This is a genomic window from Nostoc sp. UIC 10890 (assembly GCF_054786515.1).
Map to the genome: position 1 here is coordinate 22,666 of NZ_JBSGKF010000008.1, position 24,055 is coordinate 46,720.

A 24,055-nucleotide genomic window follows, 5' to 3' on the forward strand; every position below is an offset into this window, starting at 1 on the left:
GGACATCATCAATGAATGTTAATTTTTGGGCGTGAGCCTACAGTGGGCGGGTACGCCATCGCACTTAAATATGTTCTTGTTGGGGGCGTAAGCTGTTAATCGTAGCGGTCAAAACTAGGACAATTGCCAAAACCAACGCAGCATTTCTGAGCATTGAGTTATCAAAGTGTTTGAGTGCGATCGCTACCAATGCCCAGAGTATTACTGCTGTATAAGCGATGTCTCGACGCTGGATGACAATAAATGCTGCAACTGCTGTTGCTATCAATAACATTATGAGAGTCCAGATTACAGCAGAAATCCCCCAACCATTCCACCCGTGAAAATACAAGGCACACGCTACGTTGACAATGGTTGCCACGCTAATCCAGCCTAGATAAATGCTAATCGGAAACTGAATACACCATTTCTTGAGCCGAGGTACACGCTTATTGCCAATTTCTAACTGCACATAGACAGCAATCAGGGGCAACAGAATCAAAAGCATTGCAATTACAGAAAGAGCAAACAGCCGAGACAAAAACAGATAAACCCAGATACTTTGAGCAACACAGGCAATCACCAACAGATAACCTGTCTTACGTAAATCAGGGTCATCTCGTTGGTCAGGTAGAGCTTGGTATACCCCAAAAGCAAACAACCCAAGGTAAATCAGCCCCCAAATAGCAAAGGCGTAATTAGCAGGGATAATCAGGACATTTTTAAACAAAGTATTGGAAATTTCCCCTATGCTGAGTCCATTGAGCGGAAAAATGTTCGATACTACGTTGATAACGAAAGCACCAAAGATTGCAGCCAAAGTAACAAGCTGCCGCCAAAGATCCCGGTAATTGCCTTTTGTGGACTGCTGCATAGGATGTTAACTCATATCTTTTGTGCTTTTAGCTTACATCCCAAAAAGAGCGACGCATATAAACCACAGTCATATTGAGCAAGTTAATGAGGAAAAAGAGCGATCCCTGCATGACCAGACCGAAGTGGAATCTACAACGAAACTTCCAGATTCCCAAATTGGGAATCCCAGTAAGTTGCAAGTATGGTCTGATTCAATCTTAATTGTCTACAATTATGACTTTTCAGAATTTTATCAAGTCTTTAGAGCGTGTTCATGATTCAATCCCAAAGTTAAGCGTTCGCCTTCTTGCCTTGCCTGCTGGGTGGTAAATTCTAAATTCGACTTTCCCGTTTCTTCCCTTCTCCCCCTAAAACCCAATTGGCAGAAATTTCGAGTTATTATTAATCACATCTTTACCAATTCTTGCTGCCACTCCTTCAGCAACGCCATTGATCAAAAAGCAAGATAACTGCAATCTATACTCTTCTCCTTCTACTTTGATAATTGGTAAATCAGCATATTTTTGGTAAATTTTAGCAAAATAAGCGTACTCTGGGTCTGGGTTACAAGCTATTTCTTGATTACTTTTAATAACTTTAACTTCTCTCCCTTCTCTCCCCCAAGTGGGTTTTGACACTAAGGGAGGATTGATTTTATCTTGTTCCATAAATGTAGGTAGAAAATGTTCAAATCCTGCCAAATTATTCTGACTAAAAAAATCAACTCCTAATTCTGTAATTAAAGCCATTAACGCTTTATTTTGCATTACAAAAGCACTGACAGGATTAATTAAAGCTAGCTTCCTTGAATAGACTAATGGTTCAAAATAATCCCAGAGACTTACTCCAAATTCGGGGTCTTTATCTTCTACCATCCATTCTGTTGGGTATATGCGGTAGATTATATCGACTGCTTCACCTCTATGGTCGTAGCAGCCATCCTCATCCATTGCAATACTTTCGATTGGACAAAAAGCAGATTGATAATGGCACAAAGACATTAAATATTCAACAGTACCAATATCTTCGAGAGCTTCAGATAGGGCTGCAAAGATAATATTGCAGTCTTCAGGAGATTTATTGAGATATTTGGCAGATTCTTCAATATATTGATTAAGCCCTATTTGAAGAACTGCTTCAGCGTTAATATTCGGGTCTACTTTCCCAAAATGTTTAGCGACTATCCCATTTATTTTGAATGTTTCGACTATAAAAGTCGCCACTTCCGCATTACATTCAAGCAGGTAGATATTATCACCAACAACTGCAAAATCGCATCGAGCAATAAAAGGTACTTGCTTATTATTTTTGATTAATCGTAGGGTTGATTTAGGATAATCAAATTCAATTAGAGTCCGTTCATCAAACTGTTTCATAACCAGAGCCGCATGGTTTAAAACCTGCCAAACTCTTGTTGCTGCTTGCTTGATTTTTTCTATGGTTTCCGGTGCAACCATTAACACCTCATAGCAAGCATATTCATCGGCATCGTACCAGCTAAATATATCTTGATGCTGCTGGTAAAACTTATGCCTAACATCGTTCATGAACTCGCTCCTCCAGAACGAAAACTACCAAAACCACTTACACGAGAACTTGGAGCGCTGCGGGTGTGACTATTGACGTAAGTTCCATCTCTACGAGTGTATCCATGTACGAAAACTGAACCGGAATGGCTACGATAACCACTACTGTAACCACCACTATACCCGCTATAGTTGTTACTACTGCTAGAGTCATCTGAAGTATCTGACGAAGTACCAGATGTACTGTTAAATTCAGAAGAAGCAATTTGATTATTAGCATCTTCTTCTTTTTTGACATCTTCGAGCAATGCGGTTAGGGTTTCAGGAGGACTAATATCTAACGAGACGCTTGCTGTACACTCACTCTCAAAACTAGTTTTTTGTGTTAGACATTTTTTAATTTCATCAATTGCATTACTAACTTGGCGATAATTATTGCGATAAATGCTAAGTTGGGATTGTGCTTTCAAAGATAGATTAGTTGCCGAAGAAACATTTACAAGTAAATTAATTGCCTGCTGCCATTGCAACTTTGCATTCAATAATTCAGGTAATGTGATTAATGTAGTATCTTTAGTAAGGTTAGTAGCTTTTTGAGCTAATTCAACTGCTAATGAAAAGTTTTGAAGTGATTTTTGTTCACTTGTAATCACCTTATCTACATCATTAAAGTTGCGTTTTACAGATAATATTCCAAGCTTTGCTGTATCAGAAACATATGTAGCTGTAGGAATTTTTTCTAAAATGCTTATTGCCTGCTGCCATTTACCTTTCGCTTCTTGCCAATTATTGGAGTAAGCTTTCTCTTGGACTAGTATTGCTGCTTCATCATCTAATTTAAGTGCAGCTTGTAAATTATTGAAAGCTGCTTCTTCAACCTGGATTTTTGAGTCAAGTTTAGCAAGTAATTGATTTAACTGTGATATTTGATTTTGGGCATTCTGATATGGATATCCTGGTAGATTTGGAACGAGTTTTAGCTGTTCAATGGTTTGCTGTATCTTGGTTTGGTTTGCTTTTAAAGCATCCAAATTGGGAATGCTATTAATATTACTATTTTCATTAACGATTGCCTGTACATCGGTAATTGCTTGTTGGTGTGCTGAATAATCTTTCGTAATTTGCAGGATTTTACTAACGCCAAACCAACTTAAAAGTGCTGCGATAACTATAGGCAGCCAGGGTTTCTTTTTTCCACTCATTGTTATTTTATATATTTATACATCTACATAATTATTGTTCCCTTTATTTATCAAGTTTGAACACGAAATTAGCGAGTGATGGATTTCAACTGTTTTTTATCTGGTCTAATCCATCAGAAAGTCTGCAAAAGGACTTGCCAATACTCCGCTACCTCTTCAGGGGTTGCTAAATATGATATTTTTGTTTTTGTCATGATTGTTTGGTGTTCTGAAAATTGACTAGGTACACAAACTCTAACCAGTGGCTAGCAATAGTTGATTTAAAGGTATTGAGCATTCTTGCTTGTCGCCCCAGCATTTCCGAGCGATCGCTATTCCCCCTCTAACAGTTTTCAAAACATAGCTTCGGAAGTGGGAACCAAAACCCGTTTCCTTAATTTCAGCTTGTGTAGCGATCGCCTGCTGTGCCAATTCCTCTAAAGACAATTGCTGCTGATATGTTTGATGAAGTTCCCACAGATACGATCGCTGGTTTTCTGAGAGTAGGGGCCAAACTTCATTAATCTCGGCTTGGCTCACCGCAACTTCTCCCCAATTAGAAATTTTTAGTAGTTTCTCAATTACCGCTTCTGTGGACTGCTGATGATTTTCAACTGGTAACTCAGCTATGATTACCTGACTTTCTGAGTCATGAGTGATGACTATTGACTCAACTTCTTCTGTTAGGGTCTGTGTTTTTTGCTCTGCGTACTGTTCTTGTAATGTGGTCAGCGTATTAATTTCGGTTTCTGCAAGTGCTGACAATTGGCAATTGGGAATTGTTGCTTGTACTTGTGCCTCTAGTTTTGCTTTGGCGGCTTTTTCTCTGGCTAGGATATCGCGCTCTACCCATGCCGTGAAAACTTCCTCTCGGCGATCGCTAACAGGAACAGCGTGACCATCGACCAAAACCAGATTCCCCTCATCATCTTTTTGGAAGTCTGGCGCGGGGACACCGTAAATCCAGACTTGGTTGCCTCGTGTTCCCTCTCGCCGCAATCGGGGGAATTTATACCCAGTAAGAGATGCTAGTTTTTGACAGACTTGCATGGGAGTATTTAGCTTTGCAAACATATTACTCTTAGCGCCAAGAATTAAGCTCAAATCGGACTGATGAGTTTTTGCTTTCTCAAATACTGCTTGTGCTAATGGGTGATTGTTGCTCAATCCGTCCGTTTCTCGAAGCTCTTTGTACCCAATCCAGTCTAAAGCATCAATTTTTTTCCCAATAAAGCTTTTATTAGTATCGGGAATGAAATAATCTCCATCGCCATTTTTTAAAGCGGTAGACATGACGTTTATTTCTCTATCCGGTAGAAATTCCCTACCCACGCCAAGGTAGTAATCTAGTCGAATTATAGAATACCAGTTTTGATCATCTTTCTTTACTAATTCGGGAGTAACGGTCACGTTATAACGCCTTTCAATCTCACCTTTTCTGTGTTTTAACTGTTCAGACTCAGTTTTGCAATTTTGTTTATCTAGTTTCAAAAACTGTTCATCTGTAATGCTTTCAGATGCAGTTACATTCTCACAGTGTCCCGCATATTCTGATTTGCAGTTGTTGTAAATTTCTTGCTTAGTAGTTTCTACTTCTGCGGGTTCGGGTAACTCATCTGCGCTGACTTCACAAATGATATGTCCCTCAGATTTCAAATCACTAATAATTTGCGATTCATAGCTATTCATCCCATCATTGATGATTGCCCCTAACTTCGCCCAAGTATTAATGCAGATGCTCTCAAAATTGCCTTCTATCGATTCCTCAAATCCCAAATCAACGAGCTTTTTAATATTGGCTTTATTCTTGATGTATTCACCTGCTAGTAATGCCTTGACACTATTGGAGCCATTGCCTACCCTATTGATGCCTACTGGATTAAGCCAGATATAACGAGGGACTGGAGGGCGATAACGTGATAAATGCTGTCTAACACCATCGGTAGTTTGTATGCCTTGAAAAATCCCAAAAACATAATCAAAATGTTTTTCTTCAATTGATACCCCAGTCTCAATGGTCGAGGTAGTTAGAACGAGGTCATAGTTTTTAATTACTTCATTTAAATTATCTGTACAGCCAAAAGCCGGATGACCAAGAGTAGTTGTACTTTTAGAATCAATTCGTAAAATTCTCAGGTGTGGTAGCAGTTTTTTATAGTACGCCTCCAAATTGCGAGAACCCCATTTAGAACTAGCCCGTTGTCCAGACAAAGCAACAAAGCACTTCTCCCCATTCTCTAGTTTTTGGGTAAGGATTTTTACTAATTGTGCTGGATTATTACCCTGTACTAAATTTACCTGCCAAGGCTCTACAAACTGAAATGTATTTTCCACGAGAAAAGTGTCAATCTCTTGCCCAAGCAGCCCTTTGATAAAGTCAATACCAATATCGTTTAAGTCAGCATCGGCAATGAAGATTTTCCCACCATAATTAACAACATTTTGTAGCAGGCGTTTGAAATTTTTGATGATGGCTACGCGATCTGTCTGACAAGTCGAACTGCTCAACAAATGCCAGATTAGCTGCATGATTTCATCCAAAATCAACCAGCACCCTTTCCACTCATCAGGGTTAAATTTGGCTTGGCTTTTTGGATGTAAGCTATCAATTACTAACCCCATTCCGAAATGTGAGCCTTGCTCAGTCTGCTTCACTTCGGTAATGAAAGGTAATCCCAGTTTTTTTACAAGCTGCGTAGCAAGTTGCACCCGATGGGTAATTACTAACACTCTCCTCTCACCAGCGCGAATTATCGGGTCAGTTAGCCACTGAAGCAAATGAGTTTTGCCTGTGTTCTTTGGCGATTTCAAGCCTATTAGCTGCTTACCCAAAGGAATAGCCAACTCACCCAAGTAACGCTGATTTAAGTTCAAATCTGGGGTGTATGTGAGCCGCCTTAGTTGCTTGGTATTCCACTCATCTAATTTCAGAGCATCGCAGTAAATAGTATCAAATTGGTCGCGGCCGTAAGCGGCTAGTACATCATCAATGCCTTTGCCTAATGCCAGATGCCACCCCATTACTCGGACTTCACAGCCACGCAAAGATAAAAGCTTGGCAGTTTTAGTGATCGCACCATTCACGCTTCTAACCGTGGTGCGCTTCACATCGGCATCGAAACAGAAATAAATTCGCCTGCCTGATTGAGCATAAGCGGCTAACTGTGGGATTAGGTACGGTGCGCCGTTATTTTCGCCATATTGATCCTTTGGTTGGCGACGGCCTCCCCATACTCCGGGTATACCAATGGCGACATAACCACAAGATAAGATTGCAGCTGCTTTTTTAGCACCCTCGCAGATGATAATGGGAATTTGGGTATTCTCTCTCACCCATCGCCAAAAATCACCAAAAGGTAAACTTTGGTAATTTTCTGGTAGTGCCACATCGTAGCGGCGGCTAATTAATTCCCAGATCCGGGTGGGAATCCGTAAGGCAAAAATTTCTGTGTCAACTTTGGGGGGATGCTCATACTTAATTGCCTTGCTGTTACCCTCATCTATTCTTGGCGTGTTGGGCTTGAAGCATCCCCAATCGGAATCTTCACCAGTGATAATATTTATTCCGCTACACCACCAACCACCATTAGAGAGGTGAGCATATCGCCGCATATCCCCATCGCGTAGCCGTCCATCGTTACGGCGGCTGATTTTATCGGAGTAGAGCAAGTAATCAAAAGCGGCATTCCCTGACAGCGATTTGAAGTTAAGTGCCGCTATCTCACTATCAATTGCACTCTCACCCCACTCTTGCCAGTGGCTTGGTTCAAAATCTTCTCTGGCTGGCAAAGTATAAGGTGCGGATGGCCCTTTGAATCCTTGATGATTACCCAGTGCTTGAATTTCGATATCATGGTCATCGCCTTGCGCCATGTCATTTTGGCTGTCGGCTACAACAACTTGATGGACTTTTCCATCTCTGGACTCAAGTCTTGAGATTTCATGCAAAGCCCAAGGGGTACTTCTGAGCTTACCTCGCTTGTTGAATTTTCTGAAAACCTGCCTTAGTTCTTGATTTAGTGATTTTTGGGGTGAGGCTATCTTGCCGAATCCTTTGTGATTCATACTGCCACCCCTCCAACCTTGGCTTCAATTTGGAGAAGTACAGCGGCCACCTGACCACTAAACATGCCTTGCTTGACTAATCGCTGTAAGTAAAAGGACTCCTCTAAGTTGAGGTTAGGCGATTGCAGTAACTCATCCGGGTCGGGGCATGGTCTTAGAGCAACGTCACAGCAACCCGCTTTTAAATATTTGGTGCTAGTTCGGCGATCGCTTATATGGTTTGATAATTCCGAAATTCGAGATTCTTGATTGTTGGGGAAAGTTTGCGTTAGAATACTAGGCTTTTCATTCGCAAACCCCTGTCTGTCAGAAGTGAGGGGTTTATTCATTGGGTTGTCCTTTGTTGGTTTGGACAGCCCCTTAACTTTTAAATTTGCAGATTGTAGGGATTAGTCGGTAAGCTTGAAATAGTTATAAATTTAATTAGACTTGCTGGTTGCAGAGTCTGGGGGCTGAAACGTCTAGTAAACGTTTCTTTGTGCGCTGCTTTTGCTTACCGTGGTGGATTGATTAATCTCTAATCCCTGCGATCGCACTCAAAAAGCTGAGGGCTGTGTAGCTAGCATTTTTTTTGCTATTTATTCTGTGAATTTTAGAGAAATTGATAAAAATTTTATATCTTTTGTGTAGTCCTCAAAAATACAAATTATTGATAAGGCGATCGCTTTCCTTAAGGAAATCTCTTCATAATCCACTCCCAGCATTGCGATCGCCTGAGCTAGTTTTGTGGATCAATCCGTGTTAGCTGTAGCAATATTGCGCCAAGCTGATTTAATGCTGCGTTAGTAGTGCGCTGGTGTTCTTCAAAGTTACGCTGATGTTGTTCATGGCTATCACGTAACTCAAGTAACACATCATCCAAAATCGCGCTACGAGCAAGAACTCGGTCAACGTTGCTGGTTAACTCATTTACGTTATCAGTCAAGTTGTCAATCTTTACTGTGAGGTTAGCTATAGCTTCAGTATTTCTGATAGCTAGATTTTCTATACGGTCAAGTCGGCTTGGTTGTTCTGGTGTATCTGTCATTTCCCTGCCTCAATCATCTTGGCGATCGCAACTTGGCGTGAATAAATATCTTGAATTTGTGCTTCTTATCATGCTGATTTATTTTGTTCTAGTTTCTTTTGTTCGGCGATCGCGCGTTTTACTAGCACCCTAGTCAATTGGGGAACCGTTAAAAACTCTTTATTCGCCCAACTTTGTAGATATTTATATTCATCCTCTTCTATACGGATTGTCATTTGTGGTTTTTTAGAAGGCATACATAACAGTGAGTCACTATGCCTAATTATCATTCCTCTTGAGTTTTATTGACCAGTTTTGAATCATAGTATTGACAGGTGACTCACCTTTAATTACTATATCAACAGAGAAGCAATCGATCAACAACAAGCCACTAATTAGCGTCCTACGAGTACCCCAACGACTTACACAGTAAGGGGTTTAGCGATTAGGAGCGACATTGTGATGTGTACTTATTCTGATTGCTAGCTAGTTAATATCTGATTCACATTGATTACTGTAGTAAACCCATGAAACCTAGACGGAGCAAGCATTCTACAGATTTAGATTTATTTTTAGATTTCCCATCTACCAAGACATATTTAGCTGAGGTTTTGGGTGTTAGTCGCTCGACCTTAGTCACTTGGGAGAATTTAGCTTTCTGGAGAATCCCCAGTTTCAGAGATGCCTACCCCAAAACCCACGATGGCAGTTACGACCGGGAATCACCCTTATCACCCTACCAAGCATGGATTTTGGGCAGAGTAGGGCGATTAATGGCACAGCTACGACGGTCTGAACGAGTCAAAGGCTATATCGCCAAAAACCCGAATGATTTTTCTAGATACCGCTATCAGCAAGCATTCCAGCAAATCCAAAAAATCCAAAAGGGAGCATAAATCATGGCAACACGGAAGAGAACCACAGCACCAACAGCAGACACAGTAAGCATTCATGATGCTTGCTTAAGATATATGACCACGGAACAGAGCTTGAGACTGGCTTTAAGCCATGTTCGCCCTGATGATTTCGACACTGTAAAGGCAGTTTCGGAATTAGATTTAGAAGCGATCGCCTCATACTTTCAGCCAGAATTACCAACTGTGGCTAGCACCTCAGAATTCCCTGAAAATTCACAAAATTTTACACAACCGGAACAGTCCGAAAGTTCACAAAATTTAACACAGCAAGCATCTGAGCCAGCCACAGAACAGCCACAAAATGCCCTATCCCGACAAGGGCAACAGCAACATCTAACAGCCCCTACCCCCGGCTCAAGCCCTAACGCCCAACTGACGCTGATTGACCAGCTAACTAGACAGGCATCAGAAGAAATTGCAGCAGTAGACGCTATAGCCCAAGTTAAGAACCAACTGATTCTAAATAACTTAGCTGTGCGAGATGCGGAACTAACAGAGGGTATCAATCAGCACTGGCAACACCAAAAGCAAGGATATTTGGGAGCGATTAGAGATTTGGCTGGACTTGCACAACAAAAGCCAGAAGTTACCCCAGATGAAACTGACCTGACCCAAGAAATTGAAGGCATCATCACCGAACTGGGAAAAAAGCTAATCGCGTGAGAGCGATCAACATCCTGTTATCTCCCCTCGACTTTGTTAACTGGTTATTAGAAAGAGTACTAACGCCATGACTTTTACAATTTCCGGCATTGAATCACAGGTAAATATGAGCGGTAATTCCTTACCAGAGCTAGTTGCTCAAGCTCTGGAATTACTTGGGCAAATCCGCCAGCATCCACAGTTTAAAGGCTTGCGTTTTGATTGTGATGTAGCTCTTGGTGACGTTAAGCAATATTTCAACTACTTGGAATCGGCTGCTAATGCTGAGTTAGAAGTATCTCGGTTTGAAGGTTTTACAGAATGATTTTCGGTGGCAATACAAAGCAATCGCTGTCTCGGACAAAGTAAGCGATCGCCTGTGAATAGCAAATGGAATGCAGTCTGCGCCGATGAAAACTACAGAAAAATTATCTCATGAATACAGAACAAATCAAAGCAATTCTGAGAGGTTGTTCAGCATCCTTACAAGTAGTTTTGAGCGATGCTAACTATCAGAAAATCCAACAGCATGAATATTTTTCAACTAACAATGATTTGATGTTAGGCGACGCAGTTCAAGCACTAAATGAGGTGTTAGCGGCTATTGATGATGTTGAATATCTAGCTCTCACAAAGCTCAACTAATTTGCTAAAAAATATCAAAGCCATGATGCATATTCAGATAAGTTCGCTGATTGGCTTTTTTAATTTTGCAATTTCTTATTAGCAATATGGACGAACTAAATAGTCAAATTGAGAATGCAAAGACGGATGAGAAAGAGCTAAACAAAGTCCTGAAGAAATATGACTTAGATGAGGAATTAGCACTTGAATTTAGCGAAATAGACAAGGCATTTAGGCAATTAGAAATTAAGTACCAATCCCTACTAAACACTAGAAAATTTTTGAACAATGGCTAAAATCGACACTACAAAAGCAGCGGCTCAAGCTGTAGCAGAAAAGCTGGCAAGAGGTAAAGTCAACTCACCATCTAGCACTAACTCCGTATCTGCCACACCTACCACATCTACCGCCATTCCTATAGATAGCCGTATTCCTGGATTGTTGACCGTCACGCCGGATTTAATACCGGGAATGATGCCACCATTCCAGCCCAATCAATACCATATTTCAGATCCGTTAAATCCTCCCGAAACTCTCCCACAAGCAACTCAAAGCCAGCTAGATAAAGGTATGAAAATCTATGAAGGTTCTACACGAGCATTGAAACTTACGGGGGCAGCGCTCGACCTGACACGCGAGAAATTTACTGTTATTGGTAAACACTCAAAGGCTTTTGGTGCTGGCATCCAAGCCGCTACCGAGATTGAGAAAGTCAAAGGTAATTATTTAGATTACCTTAATCAAAAAGAAGTAACTACCCAAAAATCAGTTGTTTTAGATGTCAACCAAGTGAAGACGGTTGCCGATACAAGCATTTCCGTTCATAGCAAAGACGAACTAAATCAAAAACTGTTGCAAGCCTCCATTAAAGCTGAGGAATCACGGCTAAAAACTGTTGAGTCTCAAGGGAAATTATCAAGCTTTAAGGCACAGTTAGGCGATTATATAGAGGTGAAGGAATGAAAGCAATACACGGGTTAGGACTTGGTGTATTTGGCTTCTGTACTGGCTTGGCATTTGCTTCTGGAGGGTTTAACAACGATACAGCCAAACTAATCTCTATGCTTGGTATAGGGGCGTTGCCAGCAAGTTTTATTACTTACTTGATCGCGGATACTAAATCACAAAGACTATTAACACATGCCGAAAGTAAGAATGAACAAGCAGGTCAAACGCTGCATAAAATCATCAGGGATTTTGAAAGGAGCAAGTCAAGGTTAGCCACTGTTAGCAGCCAGCTAGAATCTTTGAAAGATGAACTCAAAGAAGCGAGAAATACCATCAACTCGTTAGGTCATAACAAACTAGAAAGCACAGCAATAATAGCTCAACTGCAAGCCAAGTTAAATCAATTATCTACACAGACTCAAAAAGATACCCAGCGTATTGAATATCTGGAAAGTGAGACTGAGCAATGGGAATTGAACTTTAAAACTCAAGTAGAAGCGGAAGCCAACAAACGCTTTCAACTTGCCAAGTCACAGGAATTAGAAAAGATTTATCATGAACACGATTCTATTACCTCTGAAGCTATGCAGCTATTCAGAAGGTTGCAAAACTGGGGTGAAAAGGTAGCGCATGGTCATCAAAGTAAAGCCGAAATTATCAAGAGTTTAGCAAGTAGCTACAACGAAAATTTAGATGAGGTTGGGAAAGCGATCGCTAGTGAGCGCCAAAATTATCTTTTGCAAATCGAATTACTAAACGAGCGTATAGGTCAGCTACAGCAACAATTGCTTGGTGATTTAATAGAACCCGTGTATGGTGAATTTGGCTTTGATATCAACGGGAAAATCGCCAACGAAATAGCGCGTACCTTGTTTACTGATATCAGTCTGGCTTTGAACGTTAAAGGCTTCCAGGTTAAGCCTGACAGCGTTGTAGATGTAGGTTATGGCTATTCCCGGTCTGTGCATCCCAAAGCCATCGTGGAGGCTATCAGCAAGCATTCTGACACGCTGGCTAAAAAGTTAGGACTATTCAAAATAACAAGCGTTCGCAAGCTGGAAATAACCGATTGTATTGTGGTCAGCTACCGTATGGGGCCAGCCATCAAAGCAGATGAAATTAAGTTGATGGTTGGGACTCCTGACGAATTTATCAACTATGTAGTCAGTCACCCTATTCGCTATCGGCTGATTGCAGATCCGGGCGTTGGCAAAACCCCAACCACTGCGGTAATGATTAGCGAAATTGTCAAAGCTGGATGCACTCGCGGCAATACTGGCAAGGGTGAGAAAGTACCTCACACTCTGGTCACGGTGTCTTATCCTGGTGCTGTTGCTTCACTCAAAGATAGCAACTATCCTTTGGAGCATTTCCTTAAATATGGCGATACCACAGCCGCGATTAAATCCTTTGATGATTGCCTAGACGACGGAAATTTTCGAGTTCAAAACCCCACATTCGCTGCTAACTTCTTTCAAATTTGGGCATGGGATGAATTAGATAACACCCTAAATTCTTGCAGTGAGCCATACAAGGCAGGGGAAAACCTTAAGAAGATTTTAAAACAGTTTGGTCATAATAACATCGGCTGGATTGTGTCGGGTCAATCAGTGATGACCAAACAAATCCCAGGTTTTACTAATGATGATCGGTCACTCTTTACCGAAATAATCATTGGCATTCCCAAAATCAGACATTACCTGAATACCTACGGCAAGGGGAAAAACAGCGAGTCTAACTTGGCTAAGTTGATTCGGAACTTAGACGCTATTGAAGAATACATAGACCATAAAAATGAGTTAGTTACCGATGATGCGAGATTATTAAGAGTAGCCTTAGTCGTCGATTCTCGCTCACCCAAACTTTATTTTTTACCTAATCTCGATAAAGTTAGTTTCAACTATTCATTGATAGAAGAGACAAAGCGACTGGCAAGAGTTGCAAAGTCCCCTGACACGGGTTACACGAGATTGACACGCGATACCTTAAACCCAAGCATAGCAAGCACTGAAACGGTGATGTCTGCCGCGTCATTTTCCACTATGGGGGGTAGCCGCCAAAGTGACACAAAGCCTTATTGTCCCCACTGTGGTCACGCAAATTTAACCGTAAGAAAGGATAAAAGATATTACTGTTTGAACTGCAAAAAAATAACAGTTTCTAATAAAATAGTTTGGAAATAAATATATGGAATTGGATGATATTACGACAATTATCTATCAGCCTAAAAATGACCATGAGCCGGGATTTATCTATTTAATGGAAGCAGAGGGCTATCACGGGCTAATTCCTGGTTGTTACCTCCGTCGTTGCAAAATTGGGTTATCTCGTAATCCCGAAGCTCGACTTGATAACTTTCATAGGAATCAACCACCTTGTAACGTGAAAATCCTCAAGACTATTTATGTAGAGGACATGGCAGATGTAGAGGGTGAATTACATCAACAATTTAGCCAATGCAATGTTGGGTTAATCAAAAGTCAAGAGTGGTTTGATTTTAATCCAGTGCAATTTATGATGGTTAACTGGGAATTTGAGAAGCGATCGTTACACGTTTTCAGTCTCAGCGACTTGCCAATTAAGCTAATCATTTTCAGCATGATAGGATTTTTGGGAGTGGGACTGATAGCCGGAAGATGGACAAGTCAACCAGTTAACTCTCTGACACCACCACAAGAACAGATCAAAAATTTAAGGTTAATCAACTAATTCACTTGCATGAAACCAAAATTTCAAGACTGGCAATTTAAATCATGCTCTGACACAGACGGAATTACATGGCACTGGGCAGAGTTTTACTTTCAAGGCGAAGAAGGAATGCTAGCAGGAAAATCGCCCATGTATGCAGAGTCCGGGAGCGATTTTCATTGTCTAAGAGAGGACGCGCCCAGAATTGCTAACCAGTTAAGAGAAGGAATGCCCTGGACAGAAGTTTGTAAAAAATTTAGGGAAGCTTGGTAGGCTTACGCAGCAAAGGGAGGTGTTACCCTCCCCTTGATTTTTAGAATGGTACGTTACCAGTTTTGAGCGTGTAGCTTAGATACCCTCTCCAGTATTCTCCATCCTGGCTTTTAGGTGGTAGTCCAATCGCCGCGTCGAATTCACCATCGTAGTAGTCGTCTTTTGCTTGGAATTGTTGAGGTTTAGCAATTGTGAGTAACATGAGAATACCTTTTATTTTTAAGCTGCGGGTTAGTAGCCCGCTTTTTCTGTGGTTTCTTCAACCTGTTATTAGCGTAGCTTAACCTGTTATAATGTGTCAATAATTTGTCAGATATTTTAACAGGTTATTGACATTAGCTAACTTGTTAGTTAAATTAGTAACAGCTTAGAAGTAAAGGGGAGTCAGTCAGATGTCTAAAGCAGTTCAGGAGCAAGTAGAACAACTCTTTGTTGCGGTCAAGGATTTGCAAAGCCTTGAGGAAATCAAGCCACACTGCGAAGCTTTTAACGAGTTTATTAACACCAAAACCAGCTACAGCATTAAAAGCTTAGGCACTGTGCTGAGTCGGGCTGGCTTCTATAAAAAATTTAAGTCACTGCCATTAGAGCAAGGGAAAAACGCTGATTCTGTACCCAAGCATGATGCCCAAGGCAATGTAACAGGTTATGAGTTAAAGCACTATGTTTTACTGCTGTGTGGATTGGACAAAAAGGATTGGGAGGAACGTAACGAAACTACACGGGTAAGCTTACGCCTAGACAATGGTCAGGAAATCAGCCCAGACGAATATTTAGAGGTAACGGGTAAATTGCTAGAATCCCAAGACCTCCATGAGGTAGCAGTAGGGTTAATTGCTGCCACTGGTCGCCGTCCCCATGAAATTCTCGCTCGTGCCAAGTTTGCACCTGTTGAGGGTCAAAGCTATCAAGTTATGTTTACTGGTCAAGGTAAAAAACGGGGAGATCAGCCAGTATTTGCGATCGCTACCCTTTACCCTGCTAGTTACGTCATCGAGCGGTTGAACTTGCTAAGAAAAGAACCATCAACTAAAGCACTTTTAACAGAGGTGGCTAACGAAAATCTTACAGATGTAGCAGCACAAAACCGCGCCATTGACAGCCGCCGCAACGGTTCATTGAATCGGGTAGTACGGGCGTACTTTGGGGATAAGGGAGACATTGCCCCCATCTTAAATTTCCGACACGGGGAAGAACAAGACAACTGCAAAGCGCTCCGGGCTGCATATTTAGCGCTGGCTACAGAGAGGGATTGCCAGGGTTCAACAGGTTCTAAAATGCTCCATGCTGCAAGGTTAGCTGGACACTTTGTCAAGGATGCTCCCACTGATCGGGATTTACAAAACCTTGTAACCACTTTGGGGTATGCAGACTACTACACCACAAAGCCTGTAGGCTTCCCAGATGCACCAGAGAAAGAAAAACTAGTTCAAGTTCGGGCTATCCCTGCTGATTTTGAATATCTCAAGGAATTGCAAGCCCAATGGAATTTACCAAATCAGCAATCGGTAGTCAGCCGTTTGATTGAACACCACAAAAACCGCGTTGATGTTGCGAAGCAGTTACAGGAATCACAGCGATTAATTGCCCAGTTAGAAGCAGAAATTAAGCAGTTACGGCAAACAAATAACCAGTTAGAGCAAGCCAATAACCAATTACAACAGGAGAAAGCAGCAATGGAAACCACAGCACCACAGCAACCACAAACAGTTACTCTCAACGTTACCGAGCTAGATTCTTGGTTAGAAGCGAAAATTATTGAAGTGGTGAACAAGGTTACTCTTGGGGGAGCAATCGCCCCGTCTGCCAAGGCTACCGCCGCCAAAGTCACACCCATCAAAGAAGAGATTGACTGGCAAGCCAAAACTGATGCTGAGGTCTGGGGGAGCAAGGCAACCTTAGCAGCTGTAGAAAAAATTCGTAGGTCTTATCAGGCAATTTGTCTTTATAACGATACTGTGGCAACTGGGGACAGCGATCGCCTAGCAATTACTAACCAAGCTTTGAGAGATTTATCAGGCTGTAACGGCTTGTTGGTACGCGACTGGATTGAGCAACACAAAGACGAAATAATCAGCCATAACGCGAAATTCGGTATGGAGAATAAAAAAGATCCCAGTAACCCTGCTAGCTATGCCAACAAAGGCAAGGACACAAATAAAATTTTGTTGCTAGTAAATGAAGAATTTCTAAGCGGGGAAGGCTTTAAGGCAGGGAGAAGCTGAAACGGATCTGGAGTAGGATAATGATTACTTATCAGAACGTGATTTCTTATAAGCAAGATTCTGATAAATGAAGAGCAGCGCGTCGCTATAATCATCTTTCCCCCGAATCTTGATACCCTTGTGCTGCTAGTCTTAAAAAATATACTGCTGTTTTTCTTTATATTACGAGTAGCTAGCGAGGATCAAATTTTAAATATGGCTTTTGAGCAAATCGAAGCATTTTTAAAGAAAATGCAGTCTGAACCTGAACTTAAAAACGAGGTGCTTGCAGCACCAACCGCAGATGATATTGCGCGAATAGCACTAAAGCTTGGTTTTGAATTTTCAGGTGATGAATTATTGAGAATGTCAGGCAAGAAAGTTGGCAGCATTACTGTTAAAAAAACTGATCTTCCTGGAGAGTACAACTAGGGGTCACGCGAGAATTTTTGAAAAAGGCAGCTATGCTGAGGGATGAATAGCGATCGCTTTTAGGTTCTCCCCAGGATGAGAAATAAGCCGCGTAAATGTGGTGAATGGGCAAATATCTCTACATGACTTCTACCCACAGGCGACAACATCGCCAAACTCGCCGCCGCCCCCAACACCTGCTCATCCGTTACTTCCAGATATCTTTGCAACTGCTCCCTTCTTTCGATGCCCCGAAATTTCCTAAATTATCCGCAGTGGAATGGAACTTCTGGACAACATTTCCCCCAGCAATAACCGGATTTGATGAATTTCAACCTGTAGTTACTGAAGATCCGATTGGGGACAACTCTGATCGTATCTAGCAACAGAACCTAGTACATCTAGCTCTTCACACCAAATAATTTTTCCCACTGCCCTCTAGAATCAATTTTTAGAGGGCTTTTTATTGTCTATGCCAGCTATGGCAACAAGGGAAAGGACACAGATAAAATTCTCTTGCTGATCAATGAAGAGTTCCTTAGTGGTGAAGGCTTTAAGTCAGGGAGAAATTAAAGTTATTTTTTCCTTTACAAACTCAGTCATAATCACCACTAAGTCTATGTAATTAGTGGATTTTAAATGAGGAAATTGTATACCAAACTACATTTTCTCCCGACTATGCCTAGACTATGTTTGGACTAAGCCTAGACTAAGCGCTCTTAATCAGTTTTTTCAAGAAACTTGTTTCCTAGACTATGCTTGGACTAAGCCTAGACTAAGCCACAACTTAGCGCAGGGAATCACTATTTTTTGTCCGCAAAAATTCTTCGCTCAAAGAATAAAATAACCGTAACTCACTACGCTTATTTTGGCTAACTTAAATTTGAGCCATTTTTGCATGGCTTTTGAAGCGAAAAAATGAAAATTTGGGGTAAAAAATTATTTTAGCAGTGTTAGGTGGGATGGTTGACGCGATCGCAATCAGCTAAAATTGACTACAAAAGAACGACAAAAGAACGACAAAAGCAGATCAAGTTTCACAGATGGAATGACAACGCCCATTCACCCAATCCCTAATCTCCAATGTCTAATAGGGCCGCCAGGGGAGTAGAGCGTAGCATGACTACGGGCGATCGCCTCTTCCTCAACATCCAATGCCCAATGGCGAATGCGGTCGAGCTAGAGGGGCGAGAGTCAGCAGTGCGGGAATAGGAGGGAGAAGCGATCGCTTCGGGAATTAAGCATAGGTCGAAGAAGGTGGTTCGGCTAGCAAGAACCGCAGGCATCGCGGCCATTCATTGTCTAAGGCATTCTTCTAACTACTGCTGGGAGCAAAATCAAGAGCGGTGGCTTTAAGGTCTGAAGGGGTGAGGGAAGCGATCGCGCTGTTGTCATGCCAAGAATTGAGATCCTAGCCACAGGTGAGAGGATAGCCAAGCTTGCGGCTTATTTTGTAGCCGGGGACTTAGACCCGCTAAAGCTTGTTAAAGAAACAAAATCCACAAAAAAAAATTTCCCCTATTTTTGACCCTTTTTTTGTCTATCTAATTGATAATTACTCTCAATATAAACCGCCCAAACCGTGATTATTGATACATTTATCAAGAAATATTACAGTTTTGGCACTAGTTGATTGATTTAACTAAATTTGTGCATTGGGTCGAATATCTCGAAAAAACATCCATTTTCCCCGCCCTCACCAACTACATTCAACATCTCCCAATATCTATCCAACATCTCCCAATTCTCCAGTTTGTTTCTTACCTTTTTAGCCCTTAAACATCATCCATTCACAAAATTCTCATTAGCTCAAAAATTCCCAATAAATCCAAACAGTTTCCAATACTTATAAGAAGTCTCCCATTTGCTCCCAATAATTGGTAAATTATCGGGAAATTCGCTTAAAAGCTTTTAAGCTCTGGAATGCATCTTTTTTTGAGGCACAGTACGCCATCTTTGGCGGAAAGTTTTTTGGAGCGAAAAGTGACGATTTAAGTAAATTTCAAATCACTTGAACCAAAAAGAAGTACAAAAAAGCTACATTAATACTACAAAACTAACAGTACACTTCACTACTAGAACGCTGACTATTAAAGACTCAAATCATCTTCCTGCTGGCGTTGCTGTTGCTGTTGCTGTTGCTGTTGCCTTAACTGTCGCCCATAATCGAGTAGCTGCTGATTCCAATCATGTGCCTTGCACTTGACGCGCTTGGACTGTGGCAGTAGTTCCTTAACAACTCGTGCAGCTGCATTACCAGAATCGTCCGAGTCAAACGCCACTTGTAAATTAGGAATATGCTGCAATTGCTCTACTGGTAAGCTTTTGGGATTATCTACCGCCATGTACAAAGTTCTATTGGGTGGCACGTCGCCTCTAAGCTGATATTCCAGCATGGCAAAAGACACGGCATCGATGGGCGATTTTAAAAGCACCACTTTCTCTACAGGTGAAGTTGGCTGTCCGCCTAAGCGGAAGTGAAACCAGCCCTCACGCCGCTTAGTCCCTTTCTTGTAACCTCTGAAAGTGTTGTTTTCTCCCCGTGTCCCTCGCAGGAACGCACCTTTGCCCTGGGGTTCTTCTAATAGATTCCGCATGACGAACACAGCGTTTTGCTGGTCATCAGCGTAAACTAGCCCCCGGTTGTGCAGAAGTTCCACAAAATTTGATGGTATTCCCCGCTTCTGAGTCAGGTAGTTGTGAACTGCTTGCCACTTTGCTTTATCCTCAACGGGTGGCTTAAACGGGGTTCGCGGTTCTAACTGAATAATTTCAGCAGTTACTTCACGAGCTTTTGCGATCGCTGCTCGTTCTGCCCCAGCTTCACCAAATCGCTCGTGTAACCAGACAACGGACTGACGCAGATTGCACTGGTTAACGTGCATCACCAAGTCAATCGCACCACCGCCACCCAAGGAGTGTTCGGGTGAGAAATCGTAGAACTTGGAGCCATCTATATTAATGATGTGTCCGTGACCCTTCCATTTTCCTTCATCATGGTGTAGCCCCAACTCCCAGGCGACATCCTCTAAGGCCAAGTCCCGCAGTTGTTGAGTCTGAGCCTCTAACGATCGCACCCGCTTCTCTAGTTGCTGTCGCTCCTTCTCGCTATCCCTAGCGCGTTGCTCTGCCCTTTCTAATCGCTGTTCCATGAATTTTCGGTCAGCCAGTTGATGGTTAATCGCTTGGAACTGGTCATCTGACTGAATCCTGGCTACATAACTCCTAGCTGATTCAAACGGTGTGGGGGCTAATTGGTTATTTGTAATGACTGCGGTGAGTGGTTCACTGTTAACCGCTTGGTAATATTCCTTTACTTTGGTGTGGGTTGCCTTACTGCCCTTGACCCCCCGTTCAATGCCCAAAGGAGCAAGTGCAGCAGCATAACTATCTTGGAGCTTGGATAACTTAATTCTTCCCTGTCCACCTCTGCCGCCAAACATCGCGTCATGGCTGACTCTCCCGGTTTTCTCGTTCAATGGCACAATGTAGGCGTGAATGTGTGGGGTACTTTCATCTAGGTGGAGTTCTGCCCTGACGCACTTTGACCCATAGTTTTGAGCTAGCCAGTCACGAGATGCTAAAGCCCATTGCTGCATTCTCTCATTAGACCACTGCCCAGAAAGGGATGGATTATCGGGGCGGAAATATTCAGGCGATGCCGAGAGAAACATTTCAGTGCATAACACTGCATCATGCCGAGGGCGATGCAGTAGCGTAGAGATTTTTTCTTTAACTATCTCCTCTAATGCGCGTTCGTCTTCTCCCCCAATCAACCGGACATTCTCTCTAGTTGGATCTGCATTGGGTGTTTCTCTGTTTCTGGTAACATGGTCATCACTTCCGGCAACGTTGCCGAATGTTTTTAGTTTCTCAATTCTGAGAATTGTTAGTGGCGACATAAAAGATTTATGCTACAAATGCAGTACTTTTGTAGTATAAAAAAACCTCTCCAAGCGAACGGCGGTTTCATGTCACGAGCGCAGCGAGAGATGGCGCAGCCACCCGCAGGGCATGAAACCATAATGAGTATGGTATCACTTATACAAAACCCTGAAATCCACTTTTGGGGGAGAAATCGCGCTTACTGCCTACTGTCAAAATACGCCCAAAAGCACCTTTAGGGTACATAACGACAGTCGTTTGACAGTCATTGGGGTTTCGGGTAATGACAGTCGTTTGACAGTCATTTGGTACAGTAGAGGGGTACTAGGGGTGGTTTACGGCGCATTTTGACAGTCGTTTGAATTTGGTATCAATCAACACGATGGCTTACTTATAATCTCCTTTAATTCGATAGGAATACAGGACATGGAGCAACCTAATTTAGAAGTGCTTTCGATTAAGCGTAGTCATGACAGTAGCGATGGCCAGTTGCTGCAATTTTTACGAGAGCGAGAGCGTCGAATGTCGGGCAGAGGTTTGACTAAAATTGTTTTGAGTACTTTAAGGATGTGTTGGGGGCCATTTGTCATAAAGCGCATTGGTGCTGACAGCGACACTCTCAAGACTGCTGTGATTTACTCTATCTCACAGTTGGAATTACAGATTCACTTGCTCAAGCAATTACTCGATTGAGGGGTTTTTTGAAGTACCTTTGCAATATCGCAGTATTTTACAAACTTACTTAGAATCTCCCGTAAGTCATGGACAATTCACGCATTCCAAATTGGAGAAGTGCGATCGCCCGTAGTCACGTCAAGAATTGAGATTGGGGATTTGGGTTTTGGTAGTCATGGTCTGGTAGTCATAATAGATTTGGTAGTCATGATAGTTAATATCTATTTATATAGAAGGCGTGACTACGGTATCAGAACTTGATACAAAATGCGGCTATTCTCAGTGGTGACTACCAATTTTGTATAAAACCCAGCATTGTCAAGCCAGTACAAAAATGATGCGCTCGTCCGTAGTCATGCTAAGAATTGAGATTGGAGGTTTAGGGTTTTGGTAGTCATGGTCTGGTAGTCATAATAGATTTGGTAGTCATGATAGTTAATATCTATTTATATAGAAGGCGTGACTACGGTATCAGAATTTGATACAAAATGCGGCTATTCTCAGTGGTGACTACCGATTTTGTATAAAACCCAGCATTGTCAAGCCAGTACAAAAATGATGCGCTCGTGGCGAAGCCTGAGTCAGCGAGGCATCGTAGATGCCAGTCAAAATCATTGGGAAATTTTAGTGACAATGGGCAACAAGTCCCAAAGCGATGGCGTAACCGCCTGCCTTCGGCATCGCTAACCATAGATTTCAGAGAAGCGAATTGCTCAAGTTACTGCGAAAAATCCAATGGATGAAATTTAGAGGGTGCGTAGGCGATGCCCGCCGCAGGCAGGCATCGCCCCAAGACCTTTTTTTGTTTTGGTGGCAGGGCGGGGAGGCAATTAGAAGCGGCGCTCACAATCTCGCACCAAAATAGCAGTACTAGGAACCACGCCAAAAATATTGTTTGGGTATAGGAGCGTAGCTTGCCGAGGGAAAGCGATCGCACCAATGCCCAATCCCTAACACGCGATCGCCAATCTGGGGAACTTTGGCGGTGGTCAAAGAATCGGGAAGAGGTTAGCCAATGGCAGTAACCTGTTATTAGTGTCAGAACTTGTTATTACAAATATCTAACTAAATAGATGCGGTATGGAGCGTAGCTTACCGCCGTTGGCATTGTCCAACTCTGGTAGCGCGTTCAGAAGAGTTATGCCCTAAAATTTTTGATAGGCATAACTCTTATAACTGCCATGACAGACTGCATAGACCAAATCATAGAGAAGCTGCACCAATTAAAGGAAATTAGACAGCAGCTAGTCAATCAGCCAATGTCACCACCTGGGGTATGGATTCATGAATACGAGGTGCGAAAGCAGTATAAAAAAGATGGTGAAATATATTGGTATGTATACGCCAAGTGGCAAGCCAATGAAGCAATTTTTAAGCGTAACCCTAAGCAAAGGTTAAAAGGAATTGTCAAACGCGGCAAGAATCCAGAATACACCTGCCATCAGCACATAGGCAGGGTAGGCAGTAGTACGGGATTAGCTACCGATCCAGCTGTAACGGAAGCCTACCAAGAATGGGCAAATCGTAAGCAATTGGATGCAATTGATACAGCCATTGAAGAAATAGAAAAAGCCCTTAAAGGAGTTATGCCAGATAAAAATAATAAGGCATAACTAATAGTAGCGATCGCGCTTGACCCTCGGACTTGCCACAGATTACAGTGAGCGATCGCTAACCTGGGAAATTTTCGCGGCGGTCAAAAGCTGGAAGTTAGTCAGCAATAACCTGTTAAGAATGTTAAAACTGGTTATTAAAATGTCTAACCAGATAGAACGATAGCGATAGTGTAACCGCTTGATGTCAGCCTAGCCTTCTCAGGGAGACGCGGCAACGCCGCCGTCGTCAGCAGCGTAGCTGCCAGTCTAAGACTACGCGCCTGGGGAGAATTGCCAGCCGTGAAGCAAGCTGAGGTGGCAGGGAGACACAACGAGGTTACGCCGCCGCACCTAACAACCTGTTAATCCATAAAACTGTTATATATAATAAATTAAATAACCAGTTAAATAACAAGTTAGAGATAGATACTCGTGTATGCTGTCATGAATTAATATGCAGATATAACCACTAGTTAAAACCCTTGCTATACAAGCATCCTAGATATATGCATTAATAACAGGATAGGCAAAATTTAACAGGTTAATGCAGACATCAACAAGTTAGATAACTAGTTAACGAA

General features: G+C 42.2%; 27 protein-coding genes. 16 read left to right on the forward strand and 11 right to left on the reverse strand.

All coding sequences use genetic code 11. From position 1 onward, the window contains the following. Positions 1-64: 64 nt before the first annotated feature. The 7 genes from ACWATR_RS35710 to ACWATR_RS35740 form a co-directional block, all read right to left on the reverse strand. The gene (locus ACWATR_RS35710; protein WP_460343738.1) at positions 65-853 is read right to left on the reverse strand and encodes a tryptophan-rich sensory protein; all 789 of its coding nucleotides are present in this window, start codon (positions 851-853) and stop codon (positions 65-67) included. Between the two features lie 349 nt (positions 854-1,202). After that, the gene (locus ACWATR_RS35715) at positions 1,203-2,381 is read right to left on the reverse strand and encodes a glutathionylspermidine synthase family protein (RefSeq protein WP_460343741.1); all 1,179 of its coding nucleotides are present in this window, start codon (positions 2,379-2,381) and stop codon (positions 1,203-1,205) included. Further along, positions 2,378-3,562 carry a hypothetical protein gene (locus ACWATR_RS35720; protein WP_460343744.1) on the reverse strand — a complete coding sequence of 395 codons (1,185 nt, stop codon included), beginning with the start codon at positions 3,560-3,562 and terminating at the stop codon, positions 2,378-2,380. Before ACWATR_RS35720 ends, ACWATR_RS35715 begins: the two co-directional genes overlap by 4 nt. Before the next feature lie 234 nt (positions 3,563-3,796). Further along, positions 3,797-7,606, reverse strand: coding sequence for a plasmid replication protein, CyRepA1 family (locus tag ACWATR_RS35725; RefSeq protein WP_460343747.1), 3,810 nt, complete (start codon positions 7,604-7,606; stop codon positions 3,797-3,799). Then, positions 7,603-7,935, reverse strand: coding sequence for a hypothetical protein (locus tag ACWATR_RS35730; RefSeq protein WP_460343750.1), 333 nt, complete (start codon positions 7,933-7,935; stop codon positions 7,603-7,605). The genes ACWATR_RS35725 and ACWATR_RS35730 overlap by 4 nt, the downstream gene beginning before the upstream one ends. Before the next feature lie 389 nt (positions 7,936-8,324). After that, positions 8,325-8,633 (reverse strand): hypothetical protein, encoded by a 309-nt coding sequence (locus tag ACWATR_RS35735; RefSeq protein WP_069068063.1) that lies wholly within the window; start codon positions 8,631-8,633, stop codon positions 8,325-8,327. 68 nt (positions 8,634-8,701) lie between these two features. Beyond that, positions 8,702-8,848 carry a hypothetical protein gene (locus ACWATR_RS35740; protein ID WP_167407759.1) on the reverse strand — a complete coding sequence of 49 codons (147 nt, stop codon included), beginning with the start codon at positions 8,846-8,848 and terminating at the stop codon, positions 8,702-8,704. A 291-nt stretch (positions 8,849-9,139) separates the two neighbouring features. Here ACWATR_RS35740 and ACWATR_RS35745 point away from each other — a divergent pair, with 291 nt between their 5' ends. From ACWATR_RS35745 to ACWATR_RS35785, 9 genes are all read left to right on the forward strand, one after another. Next, the gene (locus ACWATR_RS35745; RefSeq protein WP_185582829.1) at positions 9,140-9,508 is read left to right on the forward strand and encodes a hypothetical protein; all 369 of its coding nucleotides are present in this window, start codon (positions 9,140-9,142) and stop codon (positions 9,506-9,508) included. Between the two features lie 3 nt (positions 9,509-9,511). Next, the gene (locus ACWATR_RS35750; RefSeq protein WP_460343754.1) at positions 9,512-10,192 is read left to right on the forward strand and encodes a hypothetical protein; all 681 of its coding nucleotides are present in this window, start codon (positions 9,512-9,514) and stop codon (positions 10,190-10,192) included. 67 nt (positions 10,193-10,259) lie between these two features. Further along, on the forward strand, positions 10,260-10,496 hold the full coding sequence (locus ACWATR_RS35755; RefSeq protein ID WP_460343757.1) for a hypothetical protein: 237 nt from the start codon (positions 10,260-10,262) through the stop codon (positions 10,494-10,496). 110 nt (positions 10,497-10,606) lie between these two features. Next, positions 10,607-10,816 (forward strand): hypothetical protein, encoded by a 210-nt coding sequence (locus ACWATR_RS35760; protein WP_190898865.1) that lies wholly within the window; start codon positions 10,607-10,609, stop codon positions 10,814-10,816. Between the two features lie 86 nt (positions 10,817-10,902). Then, positions 10,903-11,091, forward strand: coding sequence for a hypothetical protein (locus ACWATR_RS35765; protein WP_228038511.1), 189 nt, complete (start codon positions 10,903-10,905; stop codon positions 11,089-11,091). Next, the gene (locus tag ACWATR_RS35770; protein ID WP_460343760.1) at positions 11,084-11,758 is read left to right on the forward strand and encodes a hypothetical protein; all 675 of its coding nucleotides are present in this window, start codon (positions 11,084-11,086) and stop codon (positions 11,756-11,758) included. The genes ACWATR_RS35765 and ACWATR_RS35770 overlap by 8 nt, the downstream gene beginning before the upstream one ends. Continuing rightward, on the forward strand, positions 11,755-13,926 hold the full coding sequence (locus ACWATR_RS35775; RefSeq protein ID WP_460343763.1) for a hypothetical protein: 2,172 nt from the start codon (positions 11,755-11,757) through the stop codon (positions 13,924-13,926). The genes ACWATR_RS35770 and ACWATR_RS35775 overlap by 4 nt, the downstream gene beginning before the upstream one ends. A gap of 4 nt (positions 13,927-13,930) precedes the next feature. Beyond that, entirely contained in the window at positions 13,931-14,452 is a 522-nt protein-coding gene (locus ACWATR_RS35780) for a GIY-YIG nuclease family protein (RefSeq protein ID WP_460343766.1), read from the forward strand. Positions 14,453-14,461: 9 nt separating this feature from the next. Then, entirely contained in the window at positions 14,462-14,704 is a 243-nt protein-coding gene (locus ACWATR_RS35785; RefSeq protein WP_460343769.1) for a hypothetical protein, read from the forward strand. Between the two features lie 40 nt (positions 14,705-14,744). Here the strand turns inward: ACWATR_RS35785 and ACWATR_RS35790 are convergent, their stop codons facing one another. Then, the gene (locus tag ACWATR_RS35790) at positions 14,745-14,906 is read right to left on the reverse strand and encodes a hypothetical protein (RefSeq protein WP_460343772.1); all 162 of its coding nucleotides are present in this window, start codon (positions 14,904-14,906) and stop codon (positions 14,745-14,747) included. Between the two features lie 190 nt (positions 14,907-15,096). On the opposite strand from ACWATR_RS35790, the gene ACWATR_RS35795 reads away from it, so the two are divergent. From ACWATR_RS35795 to ACWATR_RS35805, 3 genes are all read left to right on the forward strand, one after another. Further along, a complete protein-coding gene (locus ACWATR_RS35795) occupies positions 15,097-16,929 on the forward strand; it encodes a protelomerase family protein (protein ID WP_460343775.1) in 1,833 nt (610 codons plus the stop codon). Positions 16,930-17,124: 195 nt separating this feature from the next. Next, on the forward strand, positions 17,125-17,340 hold the full coding sequence (locus tag ACWATR_RS35800) for a Nif11-like leader peptide family natural product precursor (protein ID WP_460343778.1): 216 nt from the start codon (positions 17,125-17,127) through the stop codon (positions 17,338-17,340). 122 nt (positions 17,341-17,462) lie between these two features. Next, on the forward strand, positions 17,463-17,702 hold the full coding sequence (locus ACWATR_RS35805; RefSeq protein ID WP_190898856.1) for a hypothetical protein: 240 nt from the start codon (positions 17,463-17,465) through the stop codon (positions 17,700-17,702). Positions 17,703-18,392: 690 nt separating this feature from the next. On the opposite strand, the gene ACWATR_RS35810 is transcribed toward ACWATR_RS35805, so the two are convergent. Both ACWATR_RS35810 and mobV read right to left on the reverse strand, forming a co-directional pair. Further along, the gene (locus tag ACWATR_RS35810; protein WP_460343781.1) at positions 18,393-18,605 is read right to left on the reverse strand and encodes a hypothetical protein; all 213 of its coding nucleotides are present in this window, start codon (positions 18,603-18,605) and stop codon (positions 18,393-18,395) included. Positions 18,606-19,409: 804 nt separating this feature from the next. Further along, on the reverse strand, positions 19,410-21,221 hold the full coding sequence (mobV, locus tag ACWATR_RS35815; protein WP_460343784.1) for a MobV family relaxase: 1,812 nt from the start codon (positions 21,219-21,221) through the stop codon (positions 19,410-19,412). Positions 21,222-21,630: 409 nt separating this feature from the next. Here mobV and ACWATR_RS35820 point away from each other — a divergent pair, with 409 nt between their 5' ends. Both ACWATR_RS35820 and ACWATR_RS35825 read left to right on the forward strand, forming a co-directional pair. Then, positions 21,631-21,897, forward strand: a complete 267-nt coding sequence (locus ACWATR_RS35820; RefSeq protein WP_185582076.1) for a hypothetical protein — start codon at positions 21,631-21,633, stop codon at positions 21,895-21,897. 501 nt (positions 21,898-22,398) lie between these two features. Then, the gene (locus ACWATR_RS35825) at positions 22,399-22,566 is read left to right on the forward strand and encodes a hypothetical protein (protein ID WP_460343787.1); all 168 of its coding nucleotides are present in this window, start codon (positions 22,399-22,401) and stop codon (positions 22,564-22,566) included. A 183-nt stretch (positions 22,567-22,749) separates the two neighbouring features. On the opposite strand, the gene ACWATR_RS35830 is transcribed toward ACWATR_RS35825, so the two are convergent. Continuing rightward, positions 22,750-22,872, reverse strand: coding sequence for a hypothetical protein (locus ACWATR_RS35830; protein ID WP_460343791.1), 123 nt, complete (start codon positions 22,870-22,872; stop codon positions 22,750-22,752). Between the two features lie 188 nt (positions 22,873-23,060). Between ACWATR_RS35830 and ACWATR_RS35835 the strand changes: the two genes are divergently transcribed. Both ACWATR_RS35835 and ACWATR_RS35840 read left to right on the forward strand, forming a co-directional pair. Further along, complete coding sequence (locus ACWATR_RS35835) at positions 23,061-23,492, forward strand: hypothetical protein (protein WP_460343794.1); 432 nt, start codon at positions 23,061-23,063, stop codon at positions 23,490-23,492. 19 nt (positions 23,493-23,511) lie between these two features. Beyond that, a complete protein-coding gene (locus ACWATR_RS35840) occupies positions 23,512-23,658 on the forward strand; it encodes a hypothetical protein (protein WP_460343797.1) in 147 nt (48 codons plus the stop codon). Positions 23,659-24,055: the final 397 nt, after the last annotated feature.